This is a genomic window from Winogradskyella sp. PC D3.3 (assembly GCF_054366245.1).
This window is the reverse complement of the sequence record NZ_CM135962.1, coordinates 1166969-1183390: the sequence shown is the minus strand read 5'-3', so window position 1 is coordinate 1183390 and position 16422 is coordinate 1166969. Positions and strand designations below refer to the sequence as shown.

Below are 16422 nucleotides of genomic sequence, written 5' to 3'. Positions count from 1 at the left end.
AATTCATAAAAATGCTTCTCATTATTGGGAAGCATTTTTTGTTTAAATTAGTCGAACAAAGAATATACATGTCTTCAAAATCGAGATTAGATCGCGCTTTCAAAAATGCTAAAATTATCAACTTTGATGATTCTAGTAAGCTTATACTATTTAGCGATTGCCACAGAGGTGATAACAGTTTTGCGGATGATTTCGCCAACAATCGCAACATTTATTTTCATGCCCTAAAGCATTATTATAATGAAGGATTTCAGTATTGTGAAATTGGAGATGGAGATGAGTTGTGGGAAAATCTGTCCTTTGAATCTATCTTTTATGCACACAAAAATGTGTATATGTTGATGAAGCAATTTCACGATGAAAATCGTCTACACATGATTTGGGGCAACCACGATATGGTGTATCGTGACCCTAAATATGTAGAAAAGCATTTGTCTACTTTTTTTGACCCAAAAACAGGAAATGATGAAGATTTATTTTGTGGTATTCAATATCATGAAGCTATCATTTTAAAACATACAGAAACCAACCAAAACTTATTTTTAACCCATGGTCATCAAGCCGATTGGTGGAATTATACGTTTTGGAAATGGAGTCGTTTTTTAGTTCGTATCTTATGGAAGCCACTAAATGTTATGGGTATTGCCGATCCAACAACACCAGCTAAAAACTACAAAGAGCTTATTAAAGTAGAACGGCGCACAAAAAAATGGATTATTGAAAACAACAATCAAATTACCATTGTTGGACACACGCACAGACCGCGTTTTCCTGAGCCAGGTGACATTGCTTTTTTTAATGATGGAAGTTGTGTCCACCCAAGAAGTATTACAGGTCTAGAAATTGAAAATGGAGCTATTTCACTTATAAAATGGCAAATTGTAACCACCGACAGCGGCACATTAAAAATAGATCGCTTTTTATTAGAAGGACCAACAAACTTAGCCGATTATAAAACGACATAATTTTTTATGGCACTTTTATAAATGTACTTCTGAATGGTAATTATAATTTCTAGAGTTCTGAATATATTCAACAATTACTACCGAAGATTTAAAAGATGAAAAATACTATACTTGGTACATCCGCTTTATAACTGTAACACCAATTACCATGTCCATTTTACTTCGCATTCTTATTAAGGCGTAGACTTGTTAATATAATTATGCACTTCCTGCATTCGCTGGAGTTTGTTATGACTCAGGAGCCAACTCCACTTCCAGACCTTCCATGTCATTAGTCATTTGAATTTGACAACCTAAGCGACTATTCTCTTTAACATTAAATGCTTCAGAAAGCATAGCTTCTTCGTCGTCTTGCATTTCAGGCAATTCCGTATCGCTTAACACATAACATTGACAAGAGGCACACATAGCCATACCACCGCAAATCCCAATAGTCCCTTCTGGAGCTAGTTCATAAGAACGAACAACTTCCATTAAGTTCATAGCCATATCTGTTGGAGCTTCAATTTGATGCTTTACACCATCTCTATCAATGATTGTAATATTTATATCTTGTTCCATAATTTTTCACGGAGACTCACAAAACTCACGCGGAGTTCTAAGAGTTTAAATTAGTTAATTATAAAAATCTCACAAACCGACTTCATTAAGCAACCACATGCTACTAAGTCTAGGCCTTAATTTTTTTTGGGGAACTAACAGCGTTTTTTTTAATCAATAGCTTTCACTACAGCTTTTGGCGCTTCTTTTCGTGTGCCATCAAATCCATCAACTCCTGCAACTGTGGTATATTTTAAAACATAACGTTTCCCAGGGTTTATAATTTGATAAGCCGATTGACACATTAATGTCGCTTCATGAAACCCACATAGAATTAATTTTAATTTCCCAGGATAGGTATTAACATCTCCAATAGCGTAAATACCTGGTATATTGGTTTGGTAATCTAAAGCATTATTAACTTTTATGGCATTTTTTTCTATCTCTAGTCCCCAATTTGCAATAGGACCTAATTTAGGAGATAATCCAAAAAGCGGAATAAAATGATCGGTTTCTACCAAAATAGGTGCTTCTCCTTTTTTAGTGACTTCTACATTTTCAACCTTACCATTTCCATTAATTGCTGTGATTTCAGCCGGAGTGATTAGATTTATTTTACCACTATTTTTTAATTCTTGAACTTTCTCTACAGAGTCTAGATGTCCTCTAAATTCGTTTCGTCTATGAATTAATGTTACACTCGAAGCAATATCACTTAAAAAGATACTCCAATCTAAAGCCGAGTCTCCACCACCGGCAATAACCACTTTTTTATTGCGATAAAGCTCTGGTTCTTTAATCATGTATTCTACTCCACAATCTTCAAAATCTGTAATATTATCTAATAACGGTTTACGTGGCTCAAAACTTCCTAAACCTCCTGCAATCGCAATTACAGGCGCTTTATGCTTTGTCCCTTTATTTGTAGTTACAATAAAACTTCCGTCCTCTTGTTTTTCTATGGTTTCTGCGCGCTCACCTAATGTAAATCCAGGTTCAAATTGCTTGCATTGCTCTAAGAGTTTCTCTGTTAAATCACCTGCTAAAATTTCAGGATAAGCTGGAATATCATAAATAGGTTTTTTAGGATAAAGCTCAGAACATTGGCCACCTGGTTGTGGTAATGCATCAATTAAATGGCAATTTAGTTTTAAAAGTCCGGCTTCAAAAACCGTAAAAAGGCCTGTTGGACCAGCACCAATAATAAGTATATCTGTTGTAATCATGACTATAAAATTGAAAGCAAAACTACTAATGTGTTTTTATTAATAATGTGACAAATGTCACATTTCTTATTCTACATTAATAACTTTTTCGATTTGTGGTGCATATTTCTTAATCGTCATCTCTACACCAGACTTTAATGTCATTTGATTTACACTACAAGATGTACAAGCACCTACGAGTTGAACTTTTACAAACTTACCATCGTCTATAGACAATAAGTTAATATCACCACCATCACTTTGTAAAAACGGACGGATTTCATCTAATGCTTTTTCAACATTCATTTTAAGTTCTTCTGAGCTCATTTACTTTTTGTTTACGGCAGAGCAACCTGCCATGGTTGTAATTTTTATTGCTTCGGTAGCTGGTAAATCTTCATTTCTATTTACAACTTGCTGAACAACCGCTCGCGTTATGTTTTCAAAAGCCTCTTCAATTTGAGTTGCCGTTTGCATTGCTGCTGGTCTCCCTAAATCTCCGGCTTCTCTTATGCTCTGAATCAAAGGAACTTCTCCTAAAAACGGCACTTTTAAATCTTCTGCTAAATGTTTTGCTCCCTCTTTTCCGAAGATATAATATTTATTATCCGGAAGTTCTGCTGGAGTAAAGTAAGCCATATTTTCAATGATCCCTAAAACTGGGACATTAATACTATCTTGTTGAAACATAGCTACACCTTTTTTAGCATCTGCTAAAGCTACATTTTGAGGTGTACTTACCACAACGGCTCCTGTAATAGGTAATGCCTGCATAATACTTAAGTGAATATCGCCTGTCCCTGGAGGTAAATCGAGTAATAAGAAATCTAATTCTCCCCATGCTGCATCAAAAATCATTTGGTTTAATGCTTTAGACGCCATTGGGCCTCTCCAAATAACGGCTTGGTCTGGTTTTGTAAAAAAACCTATAGATAATACTTTAACACCGTAATTTTCTACAGGCTTCATTTTAGACTTCCCATCTATAGTTACAGATAATGGACGTTCATTCGCTACATCAAACATAATAGGAATTGATGGTCCGTAAATATCAGCATCTAAAACACCAACTTTAAAGCCCATTTTAGCCAAAGTCACTGCTAAATTTGCTGTTACTGTAGATTTTCCTACACCTCCTTTACCCGAAGCAACGGCTACAATATTCTGAATACCTGGAATTGCTTTTCCTTTAATCTCATTTTTAGGCTGCGTAGCTGCGGCATCAACTTTTACATTGACCTTTATTTTAGCTTTTTCGTAAACCTTTTTATGAATGGTTTGTAAAATTTCAACTTCAGTTTTTTTACGTGCCTGAAGACTTGGATTTCTTATTGTAATATCAACAATTACCTCATCAGCAAAAGTGACGACATTAGTTACAGCTCCGCTATCTACCATATTTTCACCTTCACCAGGTGCTGTTATAGTTTTTAAAGCGTTAAGTATATCTTGTTTTTTTAGTTTCATATCAATTATGAGTAGAGAGAAAAGTATCTAAATTACAGCGCCTAATCTCTTTTTATTAAGATTAATTCTATGTGCAAAGGTACTTAGAAAACTTTAGAATTTGAAGCGCTAAAATTGAATTGTGCAATAGATAGATTTGGTTTATTAATCGTTGTAGAGACAGACGAAAAAGTCAACCTGAAATAATATATAAAATGACGTCTAAATTGGCTACCAATTTCCGTAATGAGGAGGTAAAGTCATTCCTACTTAATTATAAAACTTAAAATAACTAAAGTTCTTTAGCAGGATCCCAAAAAATAGCCTCTAAATTCTGGATTTGATTTTCTACAACTTCAACACCTTCATTTTCTAGAAGCTGCTGCATTAAATTAGTCCCTTCAAAATGATGTTTCCCTGTTAACAGTCCTTTTCGGTTAACAACGCGGTGTGCTGGCACATCTTTATTATGCGAGGCATTCATAGCATACCCTACTATTCTCGCACTTTTTCCTGCTCCTAAATATTTGGCAATCGCTCCGTAACTTGTAACGCTTCCATAAGGAATTTTGCGAGCAACATCATAAACTTTTTCAAAAAAACTAAGTGTTTCCGGTTTCATTTAGAGCTCTCTTACAATATTGATAAATGTTACTAAAGCAACAAAACCTGTAATAATACCAATACTATAATTCATACTTTTTTGTGAAGTGAATTTTCGGTCTTTAATCTTATCGAAAAAGAAAATATAGAAATACAACATTACAAAAGTTCCTGTTGCAGCACCTGTAACGTAGGTAACAATGCTTAATTTTTCAAAATTCATCCAACCAAAAGACACCAATGTAATGGTCATATAAGCTTGGTACGGAATAGGAAAGATATTAAGTGTAGACAATAGCATACCATGTAATAATCTACCGTGTTTACTTTTTATTTCAGTTTCTTGTTTTGGTTCTTTTTGTTTCGATGCTAACATCAAAAAATAAACCGTTATTAGAACAAATATAACAAAAGCAACACGTTGTAAAATCTCTACAATATCGGGATGATTCGATAAATATCTTGCAAAAATTGCGGCAATATAAGTTTGAATATAAACCACAATACATACACCAGTAGAAAACATAATACCACGACCAGCTCCTTCCTTTAGGCTAATTCTTGCCGCCGTCATATTGAGCAATCCAGGAGGTATTACTCCGACAAGTGCGACAAAAAGCCCAAGAAAAAAAATAACAGTAATACTCAAACTTTAGTTGATTTTGAATCTAATATACGTAATTGCTTTGTCTTTCTCTAAATACTGGCTTTCGTAAAAGGTTTGAATCTCAGTGACTTCTTCTGGGCTACCTTCTAATTTATAAACATTATGGTTAGCATACAACACCTCGTGACCGAGACCGTGTAACAAACCTAACGTGTAACCGTGCATAAATTCGCTATCCGTTTTTAGGTGCATTAAGCCTCCTGGTTTTAAGACTATTTTATAGCGATCTAAAAACTGTAAATTCGTCATTCTATGTTTTGTACGCTGATATTTTATCTGTGGATCTGGGAAGGTAATCCAAATCTCATCGACTTCATTTTCTTCAAAAACGAATGTAATTAATTCTATTTGTGTTCTAATAAATGCCGCATTAGGAATGTTTTCTTCAATCGCTGTTTTTGCGCCTCTCCAAAAACGCGCACCTTTAATATCTATTCCAATAAAGTTTTTGTTCGGATACCGTTTTGCTAAACCAACAGTATATTCACCTTTACCACAACCTAATTCTAAAACCAACGGATTGTTGTTTTTAAAAACTTCCGTTTTCCATTTTCCTTTTAATTTATATGTTGCATCAACCAATTCTTCTCGTGTTGGTTGATATACATTATGAAAGGTTTCGTTTTCCCTAAAGCGCTTGAGTTTATTTTTACTTCCCACAAATTTTAGATTTATTAATAATTCGGTAAAATTAAGCAAACATTTTAGGTTTACCTTTGTTTAATACAATCTAAAATTAAGAAACACGATATAAGTTGAATACAAGAAAACGGATTTTAGTGGCACCATTAAATTGGGGTTTAGGGCATTCTACAAGATGTATTCCTATTATAAATGCATTAATCGCTCATAATTTTGAACCTGTACTCGCCAGTGATGGTGTGGCTTTAGAATTGTTAAAAAAAGAATTCCCAAACCTTAAAGCCTTTGAATTACCTTCTTATAATATTACTTATGCTAAAAAAGCCAATGGCTTTAAAATGAAATTAATAAAAGACGCACCTCATCTTTTAAAAACGATTAAAAGAGAGAAAAAGCGTATTCAAACTTTAGTTGAAACAGAAGTTATTTCTGGAATTATTTCAGATAATAGATTTGGTATTAGACATCCTGCAATCCCTTCAGTCTTTATCACACACCAATTACGTGTTTTAAGTGGAAACACAACTTGGTTCAGTAGTAAACTACATCAAAACATAATTTCAAAATTTAATGAATGTTGGGTTCCGGATCATAGCGGCCCGATTAATTTAAGTGGAGAATTAGGTCATACAGATAATGTTATGACCACCATAAAATATTTAGGCCCTTTAACCCGATTTAAAAAACGTGCTATAGAATGCGAATACAATCTTTTGGTTTTGCTTTCTGGTCCTGAACCTCAACGTACTTTTTTACAAGACAAACTTTTGAGTGACTTAAAACACTACAATGGAAAAGTCTTATTTGTAAAGGGTAAAGTAGAAGCTGAGCAACAACAAGAAATTATTGACAATGTGATGATCTATAATTTTATGACAAGCCATGAGCTAGAAATCGCTATTAATAAAAGCGAAGTTATACTCAGTCGATCTGGATATACGACTATAATGGATTTAGCAACACTAGAAAAGAAAGCTTTTTTTATTCCTACACCAGGACAATTTGAACAACAATATTTAGCTAAAAAATTTGAATCAGAAGGTGTTGCTCCTTATTCTATGCAAGATGATTTTAATATTGATATGCTTTCTAAAGTTAAACATTATAGTGGTTTTAGATCACAGGCGTATGAAATAAACTATAAGAGGTTATTTGGTCTTTTCGAGAGTAAATGAAAACTCACTACCAACCCCTAATTCGCTTTCAATATATATTTTTTCTTCGTGTGCCTCTATAATGTGCTTTACAATAGACAGCCCTAAACCAGATCCTCCTTCTTTTCGAGAGCCACTTTTGTCTACACGATAAAACCGCTCAAAAAGACGCTTAAGGTTTGCTTTAGCAATCCCCTCACCATTATCAGTAACTCTAATAATGGCTTTATTTTTAATAAGATTTTCGATACTAACCTCTGTCGTCCCTTTTTCTCTTCCGTACTTAATAGAATTAACGACAAGATTGGTTAACACTTGTTGAATACGCTCTTTATCGGCATAAACCATAATAGGTTCTGGGTAATCGATATCAAAAGTTAAAGTAATCTGCTTTTTTGCGGATTTCATCTCAAAAAGGTCAAATACATTCTGAACCACTTTAACGATATCAAAATTCTCTTTCTCTAAACTAAGAACACCAACTTCCAATTTGGTAATCATGTCTAAATCTTTAATAATATATGTTAAGCGCTCAACCCCCTTACTGGCTCTTGCTAGATATTTTTTTCTAATTTTTTCATCTTCAATATCACCTTCTAACAATGTTAGTAAATAGCTTTGAACTGTAAATAGAGGGGTTTTTAATTCGTGTGAGACATTGCCAATAAATTCTTTTCGATATTCCTCTCTAACCTTTAAGGTTTCAATTTCAAATTTTTTGTTTTTGGCATATTTATCAATCTCCTTGGTTAAGGTTCCCATATCTGTAGTAATGGGTTGTTGCCTTAGACTGGTAGACTCTAGCAATGTTAAGTCATCGTATATTTTCTTAACACGTCTGTAGATAAAGCGCTCAACTCTATATTGAATTATAAAAAAACAAAAAGGAAAGCATATTAATGGGTAAAAAATAAAATGCCAATTAATGACATGGTAATAGTGCAGAAAAAGACTAATAAGCAACGTTGTAAACAACGTAACATATAGTGCTGTCCGAAAAGCAAATTTATAAGTTTTTTTAAGATTACGATATTGCATTAGTCCACAAACTTGTAACCAACACCTTTTACGGTCTTAAAGGATTTATCTCCAATTTTTTCACGGAGTTTTCTAATATGAACATCTATAGTTCTTCCTCCAACAACAACTTCATTTCCCCAGACTTTATCTAGAATTTCGTCGCGTTTAAAAACCTTACCAGGTTTGGTTGCTAACAAAGATAACAATTCAAACTCTTTTCTAGGTAATGCTGTTTCTTTACCGTTAATCGTAATTTTATATTCCTCCTTATAAATCACCAAATCACCAATTTCCATAACGGTTTCAGCATTACTTTCAGAATGCTTAAGTCGACGAAGTAAAGCTTTTACTTTACTAATAAGAACTTTTGGTTTTATAGGTTTCTCAATATAATCGTCCGCACCAGCTTCAAATCCGGCCACTTGCGAATAATCTTCACCTCTTGCTGTTAAAAACGTAATAATGGTATCGCTTAAACTCGGTTGCTCTCTAATACGTTCGCACGCTTCTATACCATCCATTTTTGGCATCATTACATCAATGATGATTAAATGCGGTAAGTGTTTTTTTGCTAATTTAACAGCTTCTTCACCATTTTCACCTTTAATAACTTGATAGCCTTCTGCTGCTAAATTAAAACCTACTATTTCTAAAATATCTAGGTCATCGTCTACTAAAAGAATCTTAATATCTTTCTTTTTCAATTGAATTACGTTTTTAAATAAATGTAAATATAAATTATATACCTGTTAACTGTTTATAAATCTTGAATTGATAACAATTCCCTAACATTGCAAACATAAATTATTGAACCTTAGAAGGGCCTGACATTTACGATGTTAACATATTGTAAAATGATAAGTATTAACGAATCTGATTCTTAAAATTCACTATTTGTTGTTATATTTGTAATCTAACTTTTATAAAAAATCAATTATGAAGAAAATTTACTTTTTATTATTTACGTTCATTGGGCTTATAGCTTTTGCTCAAGGTCCAATAATTACTACAATTGTCGATGGTGATTGTTCTGGAGGAAACCCTAAATTACTAGAGATCTATGCTGATGGAGAGGTTAACTTTGCTTTGTACACTTTACAGAACCAAACTAATTCCAATACAGATTGGGCAAACCCACAAGACCTTTCTGCTCTTGGTACTGTAACAGATGGTTTTGTTTACATTACTACAGGAGGTAGTGCAGATGCCATAGTAAGTGAATTTCCTTCACTAGCATCAGCTAATATTTTAGAATCAAATACTATGAATTTGAATGGTGATGATAGAGTTAGAATTGTACTTACATCTAACGATACTGTGGCTATTGATCAATACGGTGTTGATAGTACTGATGGTGATGGACTAGCGTGGGAATACAAAGATTCTTATGCAACTAGAGTCAATGGTACAGGACCAGATGGTGGTTTTGTTGAATCTAACTGGGTATTTGGTGGTGCAGGTGCTTTAGATGGATTAGGGACTTGCCAAGGTGGAACAGATACATTTGAGACTTTAATTGGTGGTGTTGGTGTATACTCTACAGTAGGAAGTACGGCTCCTAGCATTACTATAACTAGCCCAAGTAACAATGCGGCATTAGCACCAGGGACGTTATCTATAAACCTTGAGTTTTCTACAGATAATTTAGTAGGTGGTGAAAGTGTTACTATAACAGTAAACGGTGTAGCTACTGCAAATGCAGTTAGCCCATTTCCTATTACAACAGTTGATGGACAAATATATACTGTTGTAGCTGAATTAATTGATGGAAGTGGAGTCATTGATTCTGACACAATAACATTTAGTGTTTCATCTATAAGTCAAGTCGCTAACATTACTGAATTAAGAACATCTACACTTGGTGGTTTATATGAATTAACAGGTGAGGCATTCATATCTTATATTGTTACTGAAGGTACTAGAAACCAAAAATATATTCAAGATGCAGGAGCAGGAATACTTATTGACGATATTGCTGGTATATTAGCAGCTCCTTTAAACATTGGTGATGGTATTACTGGTTTAAAAGGTCAACTTACTGAATTTAACGGAACACTTCAATTTATCCCAACTGCAAACATAACTTCAGCATCTTCTACTGGTACAACTTTAACACCAATAGTTATTAGTGCTTCTGAACTTATTAATAACGGAGAAAATTACGAAAGCCGATTAATTACTTTAAACAATGTAACATTTGAAGATACAGGTGTATTTGTTGATAACACAAACTACAACGTAGCAGACGGAACTGACGTCACTATTGCTAGAGTTGCATTTGGTGATGAAGATTTAATTGGTACTGCAATTCCAACAACAGCTTCAAGTATTACTGGTTTAGGTGGTCAGTATGGTACAGAATACCAAATTTTCCCAAGATATGCTAGCGATATCGCAGCACCATTAAGCGTTACTAATTTTAATGCTAATACATTTAGCTTATATCCTAACCCAACAAACACAGGGTCTGTATCAATCTCTTCTACAAATAGCGATGCTATTTCTGTACAAGTATTCGATATTTTAGGTAAGCAAGTTAAAAACGAAACTTTAACTAACAACATATTAAATGTTGCCAACTTAAAGTCTGGTGTATACATTGTAAAAATTACTCAAAACAATGCTTCTACAACTAAGAAATTAGTGATTAAGTAAGACGTATTTTATTACATACATATTTAAAGCGTAGCTCAAAATTTTGAGCTACGCTTTTTTATTTTCCATATTTTTGCAGCATGATTTCTAAAGAAGCTATTTTCAATATAAAATCTAATGCTGAGTTTAACGCTTTAGCTATAGACGTTTTTAAATTTCAGTTTAAAAACAATAAAGTTTACCGTTCGTTTTGCGACTTATTATATAAACATCCTTCTGATGTTAAACATGTTTCTGATATTCCGTTTTTGCCTATCCAATTTTTTAAGTCTCATAATGTTTTAAGCGCCTCTCATCCTATTGAGAAAACCTTTAGCAGTTCTGGCACCACGGGAAGTGTTACTAGTAAACATTTAATTACAGATTTAAAATTATACGAAGCGAGCTATTTAAAAGGTTTTAAGCACTTTTATGGCAATATTGAAGACTATGTTGTTTTAGCATTATTACCTTCTTATTTAGAACGTGACGGATCTTCGTTGATTTATATGGTCAATGATTTAATTGATAAGTCCAATCAAAAGGAAAGTGGATTTTATCTTAACAACCTTGACGAATTAGCCAAAACATTACACCTATTAGAAAGCAAACAACAAAAAACTTTACTGATAGGGGTTTCATTTGCCCTATTAGATTTAGTTGAAGCTTATCAATTGAAATTAAAATATACAACCGTTATGGAGACCGGCGGAATGAAAGGCCGTCGAAAAGAAATTATCAGACAAGAACTGCATCAAATTTTACAATCTGGTTTTGGTGTTAAACACATCCACAGTGAATATGGCATGACAGAACTTTTAAGTCAAGCCTATTCAAAAGGAAATGGTGTTTTTGAATGTCCACCATGGATGAAAATATTAACACGAGATACTGAAGATGCCTTAACGATTCAGCAGCCTAATAAAACAGGAGGAATTAATGTTATTGATTTAGCCAATATTAATTCTTGTTCTTTTATTGCTACCCAAGATTTGGGAAAAGTCTATGATAATGACCATTTTGAGATCATTGGAAGGTTTGACAACTCAGATATTAGAGGCTGTAATTTAATGGCTTTGTAAGGAACATTATTTTAGTACGACTTAGCTATTGTTATGAAAACGAAAGCTTTTTAGTAATAGTTGAATAATTGGTTAGATGTGCTCAGAAGTAATTTTGGGCACTTTTTTTATACAAAAAAATCTCATTGACAACCACCAATGAGATTTTATACGGTTTAAAATTTTTTATATTTAAACCACTTCTAAAATAAAGTTGGTTTTCTTTCCTCTACTCAGAATTATATATTTATCATGAATTAAATCCTCTGACGATAATAAGTAGTCCTCTTTTACCTTTTCTTTATTAACCGCTATAGCATTTTCTTTTAAAGCACGTCTTGCATCACCATTAGAACTCAAAAACCCTGTTTTAGCTGCTAAGGCACCTATCATATCTAAACCTTCATTAAATTCTGCCAGTGAAATTTTAGCATGTTTTACACCTTCAAAAACATCTAAAAACAACGTTTCTGATAATTGTTTAATTTCATTTTTAAAATCTTTACTAAACAATATTTTAGAAGCTTTAACAGCATTATCGTAATCCTCTTTGCTATGTACAAAAATAGTAACCTCTTCGGCTAAGCGTTTTTGCAACAATCTTAAATGCGGAGTTTCCTTATGGTCTTTAATTAAGTTTTCAATCGTTTCTTTATCTAAAAACGTAAAAATCTTAATGTACTTTTCGGCATCTTCATCTGTAGAATTTAACCAAAATTGGTAGAATTTGTAAACCGAAGTTTTATCGGCATCTAACCAAACATTTCCACCTTCAGACTTTCCAAATTTAGAACCATCGGCTTTTGTAATTAAAGGACAGGTCATGGCATAGGCTTTTGCTTGGTCTTCGCCATCGTGCATTCGTCTAACCAATTCCGTTCCTGTTGTTATATTTCCCCATTGATCGCTACCTCCCATTTGAAGTTTACACCCCATGGTTTTGTACAAATGATGAAAATCGTAACCTTGAATTAATTGGTAAGTAAACTCTGTAAAAGACATACCAACGCTTCCTTCGTCACCAGAAAAACGTTTTTTTACAGAATCTTTAGCCATCATATAATTTACAGTGATTCGTTTACCAACATCTCTTGCAAAGTCGATAAAGCTAAAATCTTTCATCCAATCGTAGTTATTCACTAAAACTGGAGCATTTTCTTCATCCGAATTAAAATCCAAAAAACGCGATAACACACCTTTTATTCCCGCAACGTTATGTGCTAAAGCAACTTCATCTAATAAATTACGTTCGTCACTTTTACCAGAAGGATCACCAATCATACCAGTAGCACCTCCGACTAAAGCCACAGGCTTATGACCTGCTTTTTTTAAATGAACTAATAATATAATTGGCACTAAGCTACCAATGTGTAATGAATCTGATGTAGGATCAAAACCAATATAGGCAGTAGTCATCTCACTGTCTAATTGTTCTTCAGTACCAGGCATGATATCGTGTACCATTCCTCTCCAACGTAATTCTTCTACAAACTTATTTGCCATTGCTTTTTAGTTTCAAATTGATTTACGCAAAGATATGTTTCCACTTTTAAAGACAAAAGACAATTTTAACTCAATTTACCGAAGCTGAGATTTATTAGACCAATTATTTATAAAACAAAAATTCACATTAAAAATAAGGCTTAAAAAACGTAACTTTACACAATGATTTTAGTTACAGGTGGTACAGGTTTAGTTGGTTCTCATCTACTTTTTCAACTTTTGAAAAGTGATGCGCCTATACGTGCGATTTACAGACGAGAACAAACATTAGCACGTGTAAAAAATGTTTTCTCCTACTTTTCAAATGATGCTGAAACACTTTTTAACAAGATTGATTGGGTTGAAGCAGACGTAAATGATATTCCTAAACTTGAAGCTGCTTTTAAAAATATCTCACAGGTCTATCATTGTGCCGCATTTGTCTCGTTTGAACCCGATAAGTATAACGAATTAAGAAAAATTAATATTGAAGGTACGGCTAACATTGTTAATCTATCTATCAGTCATAAGATTAAAAAATTATGTTATGTGAGCACTATTGCTGCCATTGGTCACCACAGTAATCCTGAAAAACTGATAAATGAACAAACCGATTGGAACGCCGAAGAAGAAAATAGTGTTTATGCTATTACAAAATACGGAGCCGAACTTGAAGTTTGGCGAGGTACACAAGAAGGTTTAGATGCTGTGATTGTAAATCCCGGTATTATTTTAGGAGCGGGCTATTGGAATGGAGGTAGCAGTGGTAGTTTATTTAAACGCATTTACAAAGGTCTTCCTTATTACACTAAAGGTATTACTGGTTATATTGATGTTTGGGATGTGGTAAATACCATGGAACAGCTCATGAAGAGCAGTATTAAAAATGAAGGGTTTATTTTAATTTCAGAAAACTTAAGCTTTAAATCCTTTTTTACTAAAACAGCAAAACAATTAGGTGTTAAACCACCGACAAAAGAAGCTAAACCGTGGCTATTAGCCATTGGCTGGAGATTAGACTGGCTTAATCATAAACTGTTTGGTAAACGTAGAAATTTGTCTAAACAAACGGCAAAATCTGCGGTAAGTATCACAAATTATGATGCTTCAAAAATAAAAAACAGCTTAAATTTAAAATTTAAGTCTATAGACAACAGTATAGAAGATGTCTGTCAATTATTTCTTAAAAATCTTTAGGCTTCGCATTGATAAAACTAGGAGTATCTAATTTTTTGTCAAGTGAATCTTTTGTGAATTTTCGATTTTTAGTAATTGAATCTCTACGATTTTTAACGGAATCTTCTTCTCGTTTCTTTATAGCCTCATAGCGCTTCTTTTCAGACTCTAACCTCTCTTTTGCCTCATCGACCATCTCTTTATAAGTTTCGGTATCAAAGGTGTAATAAGTGTTACTCTCTGCAAACTGCGCACTATCTATACCGTGCTTTTTTAAAATATAATATTCTGGATCAAAATCATTTTTTTCTAAAATTGACCGATTTACTCCCTTAGCCGCATTAACCACATATAAGTCGTATAGCAAATCTACCATTTGATCTTTTGATATTAAATTCTCTGGTTTTTTTGATCGATCGGAACCATTACAGGCCAACACCAAAATACCCAACACCAAAATAACACTGATTTGCTTTACCATCTTATCTATTGAAGGTTAATCGTTCTCCTGCTTTAACGTCTAGAACGTTAAAATTGTTATATACCAATCGTCCATTTACAAAAGTATGTGTAATTCTACTTTTAAATGTATTACCTTCAAAAGGCGACCAGCCACATTTGTAAAGAATATTACTTTTATTAACCGTCCAAGGACTTTGAGGGTCTACAATAACTAAATCGGCAAAATAACCTTCTTTAATATAACCACGTTTTTCAACATTAAACAGTATCGCTGGATTATGACACGCCTTCTCTACGATCTTTTCTACAGAAATTTTTCCTTGATGATGCGCTTCCATTAAAGCCACTAACGCGTGCTGTACTAAAGGGCCTCCAGAAGGAGCGTTTGTATAATTATTAGTTTTCTCTTCTAAAGTATGTGGTGCGTGATCTGTGGCAATAACATCAATTTTGTCATCTAATAAGGCTTTCCAAAGCTGCTCTCTATCTTTTGCTGATTTGACTGCAGGATTCCACTTTATATGACTTCCCTTTTTAGCATAATCCTCATCTGTAAACCATAAATGATGTACACATACCTCAGCTGTAATTTTTTTATCCTTTAAAGGTATTTTATTAGAAAACAAACTGGTTTCTTTTCCTGTTGAAACATGAAACACATGCAATCGAGCCCCTGTTTTCTTAGCTAATTCTATAGCTTTAGAAGACGATATATAACACGCTTCTTCACTTCTTATTTTTGGATGCATTTCCATTGGAATATCATCACCATACTCTGCTTTATATTTTGCTAAGTTTGCTTTTATCGTTGCTTCGTCCTCGCAGTGCACCGAAATAACCATATCTGTACTCGAAAATATTTTTTCTATGACTTTAGGATCATCAACTAGCATATTTCCAGTTGAAGATCCTAAAAATAATTTTAGACCTGCAACCGTTTTGGGATCGACTTTTAAAATTTCGTCTAAATTATCGTTAGTACCACCAAACATAAACGAATAATTAGCATACGATGAGTTTGCGGCAATAGCAAATTTCTCTTCTAATTTCTCTACAGTAGTCGTTTGGGGATTTGTGTTGGGCATCTCTATAAACGACGTAATTCCGCCAGCTATAGCTGCTTTAGATTCAGATTCTATATTCGCCTTATGCGTTAATCCTGGCTCTCTAAAATGCACTTGATCATCAATCATTCCTGGAAACACATAATTGCCTTCCACATCAATCACCAATACATCTGCAGACTTAACACTTATTGAAGTATCTATTTCTTTAATAATATGATCTTCTATAAGAATATCACCTTCAATAATTTTTCCTTCGTTGACGATTCTCGCGTTTTTTATGAGGGTATTTCGCTTCATA

17 protein-coding genes are annotated in these 16422 nt (G+C 33.6%); 5 read left to right on the top strand and 12 right to left on the bottom strand.

What is annotated here, in order from left to right:
* Nucleotides 1-68 precede the first annotated feature (68 nt).
* Nucleotides 69-965 (top strand): metallophosphoesterase family protein, encoded by an 897-nt coding sequence (locus ACXGSQ_RS05155; protein ID WP_458628560.1) that lies wholly within the window; start codon nt 69-71, stop codon nt 963-965.
* A 228-nt stretch (nt 966-1193) separates the two neighbouring features.
* Here ACXGSQ_RS05155 and ACXGSQ_RS05150 read toward each other — a convergent pair whose 3' ends face one another.
* From ACXGSQ_RS05150 to trmB, 7 genes are all read right to left on the bottom strand, one after another.
* Nucleotides 1194-1526 (bottom strand): 2Fe-2S iron-sulfur cluster-binding family protein, encoded by a 333-nt coding sequence (locus ACXGSQ_RS05150; protein WP_458628559.1) that lies wholly within the window; start codon nt 1524-1526, stop codon nt 1194-1196.
* Between the two features lie 149 nt (nt 1527-1675).
* Nucleotides 1676-2731, bottom strand: a complete 1056-nt coding sequence (locus ACXGSQ_RS05145) for an NAD(P)/FAD-dependent oxidoreductase (RefSeq protein ID WP_458628558.1) — start codon at nt 2729-2731, stop codon at nt 1676-1678.
* A 66-nt stretch (nt 2732-2797) separates the two neighbouring features.
* A complete protein-coding gene (locus tag ACXGSQ_RS05140) occupies nt 2798-3037 on the bottom strand; it encodes a NifU family protein (protein WP_458628557.1) in 240 nt (79 codons plus the stop codon).
* On the bottom strand, nt 3038-4177 hold the full coding sequence (locus ACXGSQ_RS05135) for an Mrp/NBP35 family ATP-binding protein (protein WP_458628556.1): 1140 nt from the start codon (nt 4175-4177) through the stop codon (nt 3038-3040).
* A 271-nt stretch (nt 4178-4448) separates the two neighbouring features.
* On the bottom strand, nt 4449-4778 hold the full coding sequence (locus ACXGSQ_RS05130) for an MGMT family protein (RefSeq protein ID WP_458628555.1): 330 nt from the start codon (nt 4776-4778) through the stop codon (nt 4449-4451).
* Nucleotides 4779-5408, bottom strand: coding sequence for a LysE family transporter (locus tag ACXGSQ_RS05125; RefSeq protein ID WP_458628554.1), 630 nt, complete (start codon nt 5406-5408; stop codon nt 4779-4781).
* Between the two features lie 3 nt (nt 5409-5411).
* On the bottom strand, nt 5412-6086 hold the full coding sequence (gene trmB / locus ACXGSQ_RS05120) for a tRNA (guanosine(46)-N7)-methyltransferase TrmB (protein WP_458628553.1): 675 nt from the start codon (nt 6084-6086) through the stop codon (nt 5412-5414).
* 95 nt (nt 6087-6181) lie between these two features.
* Between trmB and ACXGSQ_RS05115 the strand changes: the two genes are divergently transcribed.
* Nucleotides 6182-7243: a glycosyltransferase gene (locus ACXGSQ_RS05115; protein WP_458628552.1), complete on the top strand. Its 1062-nt coding sequence runs from the start codon at nt 6182-6184 to the stop codon at nt 7241-7243.
* On the opposite strand, the gene ACXGSQ_RS05110 is transcribed toward ACXGSQ_RS05115, so the two are convergent.
* Entirely contained in the window at nt 7217-8260 is a 1044-nt protein-coding gene (locus tag ACXGSQ_RS05110; protein WP_458628551.1) for a sensor histidine kinase, read from the bottom strand. The two genes, ACXGSQ_RS05115 and ACXGSQ_RS05110, sit on opposite strands and share 27 nt — an antisense overlap.
* Nucleotides 8260-8946, bottom strand: a complete 687-nt coding sequence (locus ACXGSQ_RS05105) for a response regulator transcription factor (protein WP_458628550.1) — start codon at nt 8944-8946, stop codon at nt 8260-8262. The genes ACXGSQ_RS05110 and ACXGSQ_RS05105 overlap by 1 nt, the downstream gene beginning before the upstream one ends.
* Before the next feature lie 232 nt (nt 8947-9178).
* Between ACXGSQ_RS05105 and ACXGSQ_RS05100 the strand changes: the two genes are divergently transcribed.
* The gene (locus ACXGSQ_RS05100) at nt 9179-10897 is read left to right on the top strand and encodes a T9SS type A sorting domain-containing protein (protein ID WP_458628549.1); all 1719 of its coding nucleotides are present in this window, start codon (nt 9179-9181) and stop codon (nt 10895-10897) included.
* Nucleotides 10898-10977: 80 nt separating this feature from the next.
* Nucleotides 10978-11958: a LuxE/PaaK family acyltransferase gene (locus tag ACXGSQ_RS05095; protein ID WP_458628548.1), complete on the top strand. Its 981-nt coding sequence runs from the start codon at nt 10978-10980 to the stop codon at nt 11956-11958.
* A 171-nt stretch (nt 11959-12129) separates the two neighbouring features.
* On the opposite strand, the gene tyrS is transcribed toward ACXGSQ_RS05095, so the two are convergent.
* Entirely contained in the window at nt 12130-13440 is a 1311-nt protein-coding gene (gene tyrS / locus ACXGSQ_RS05090; protein ID WP_458628547.1) for a tyrosine--tRNA ligase, read from the bottom strand.
* A gap of 162 nt (nt 13441-13602) precedes the next feature.
* On the opposite strand from tyrS, the gene ACXGSQ_RS05085 reads away from it, so the two are divergent.
* Complete coding sequence (locus tag ACXGSQ_RS05085; protein WP_458628546.1) at nt 13603-14616, top strand: SDR family oxidoreductase; 1014 nt, start codon at nt 13603-13605, stop codon at nt 14614-14616.
* Here the strand turns inward: ACXGSQ_RS05085 and ACXGSQ_RS05080 are convergent.
* Together ACXGSQ_RS05080 and ACXGSQ_RS05075 are read right to left on the bottom strand one after the other, a co-directional pair.
* Complete coding sequence (locus tag ACXGSQ_RS05080) at nt 14603-15076, bottom strand: DUF4296 domain-containing protein (RefSeq protein WP_458628545.1); 474 nt, start codon at nt 15074-15076, stop codon at nt 14603-14605. The two genes, ACXGSQ_RS05085 and ACXGSQ_RS05080, sit on opposite strands and share 14 nt — an antisense overlap.
* A gap of 1 nt (nt 15077) precedes the next feature.
* Entirely contained in the window at nt 15078-16421 is a 1344-nt protein-coding gene (locus ACXGSQ_RS05075) for a dihydroorotase (RefSeq protein WP_458628544.1), read from the bottom strand.
* Nucleotide 16422: the final 1 nt, after the last annotated feature.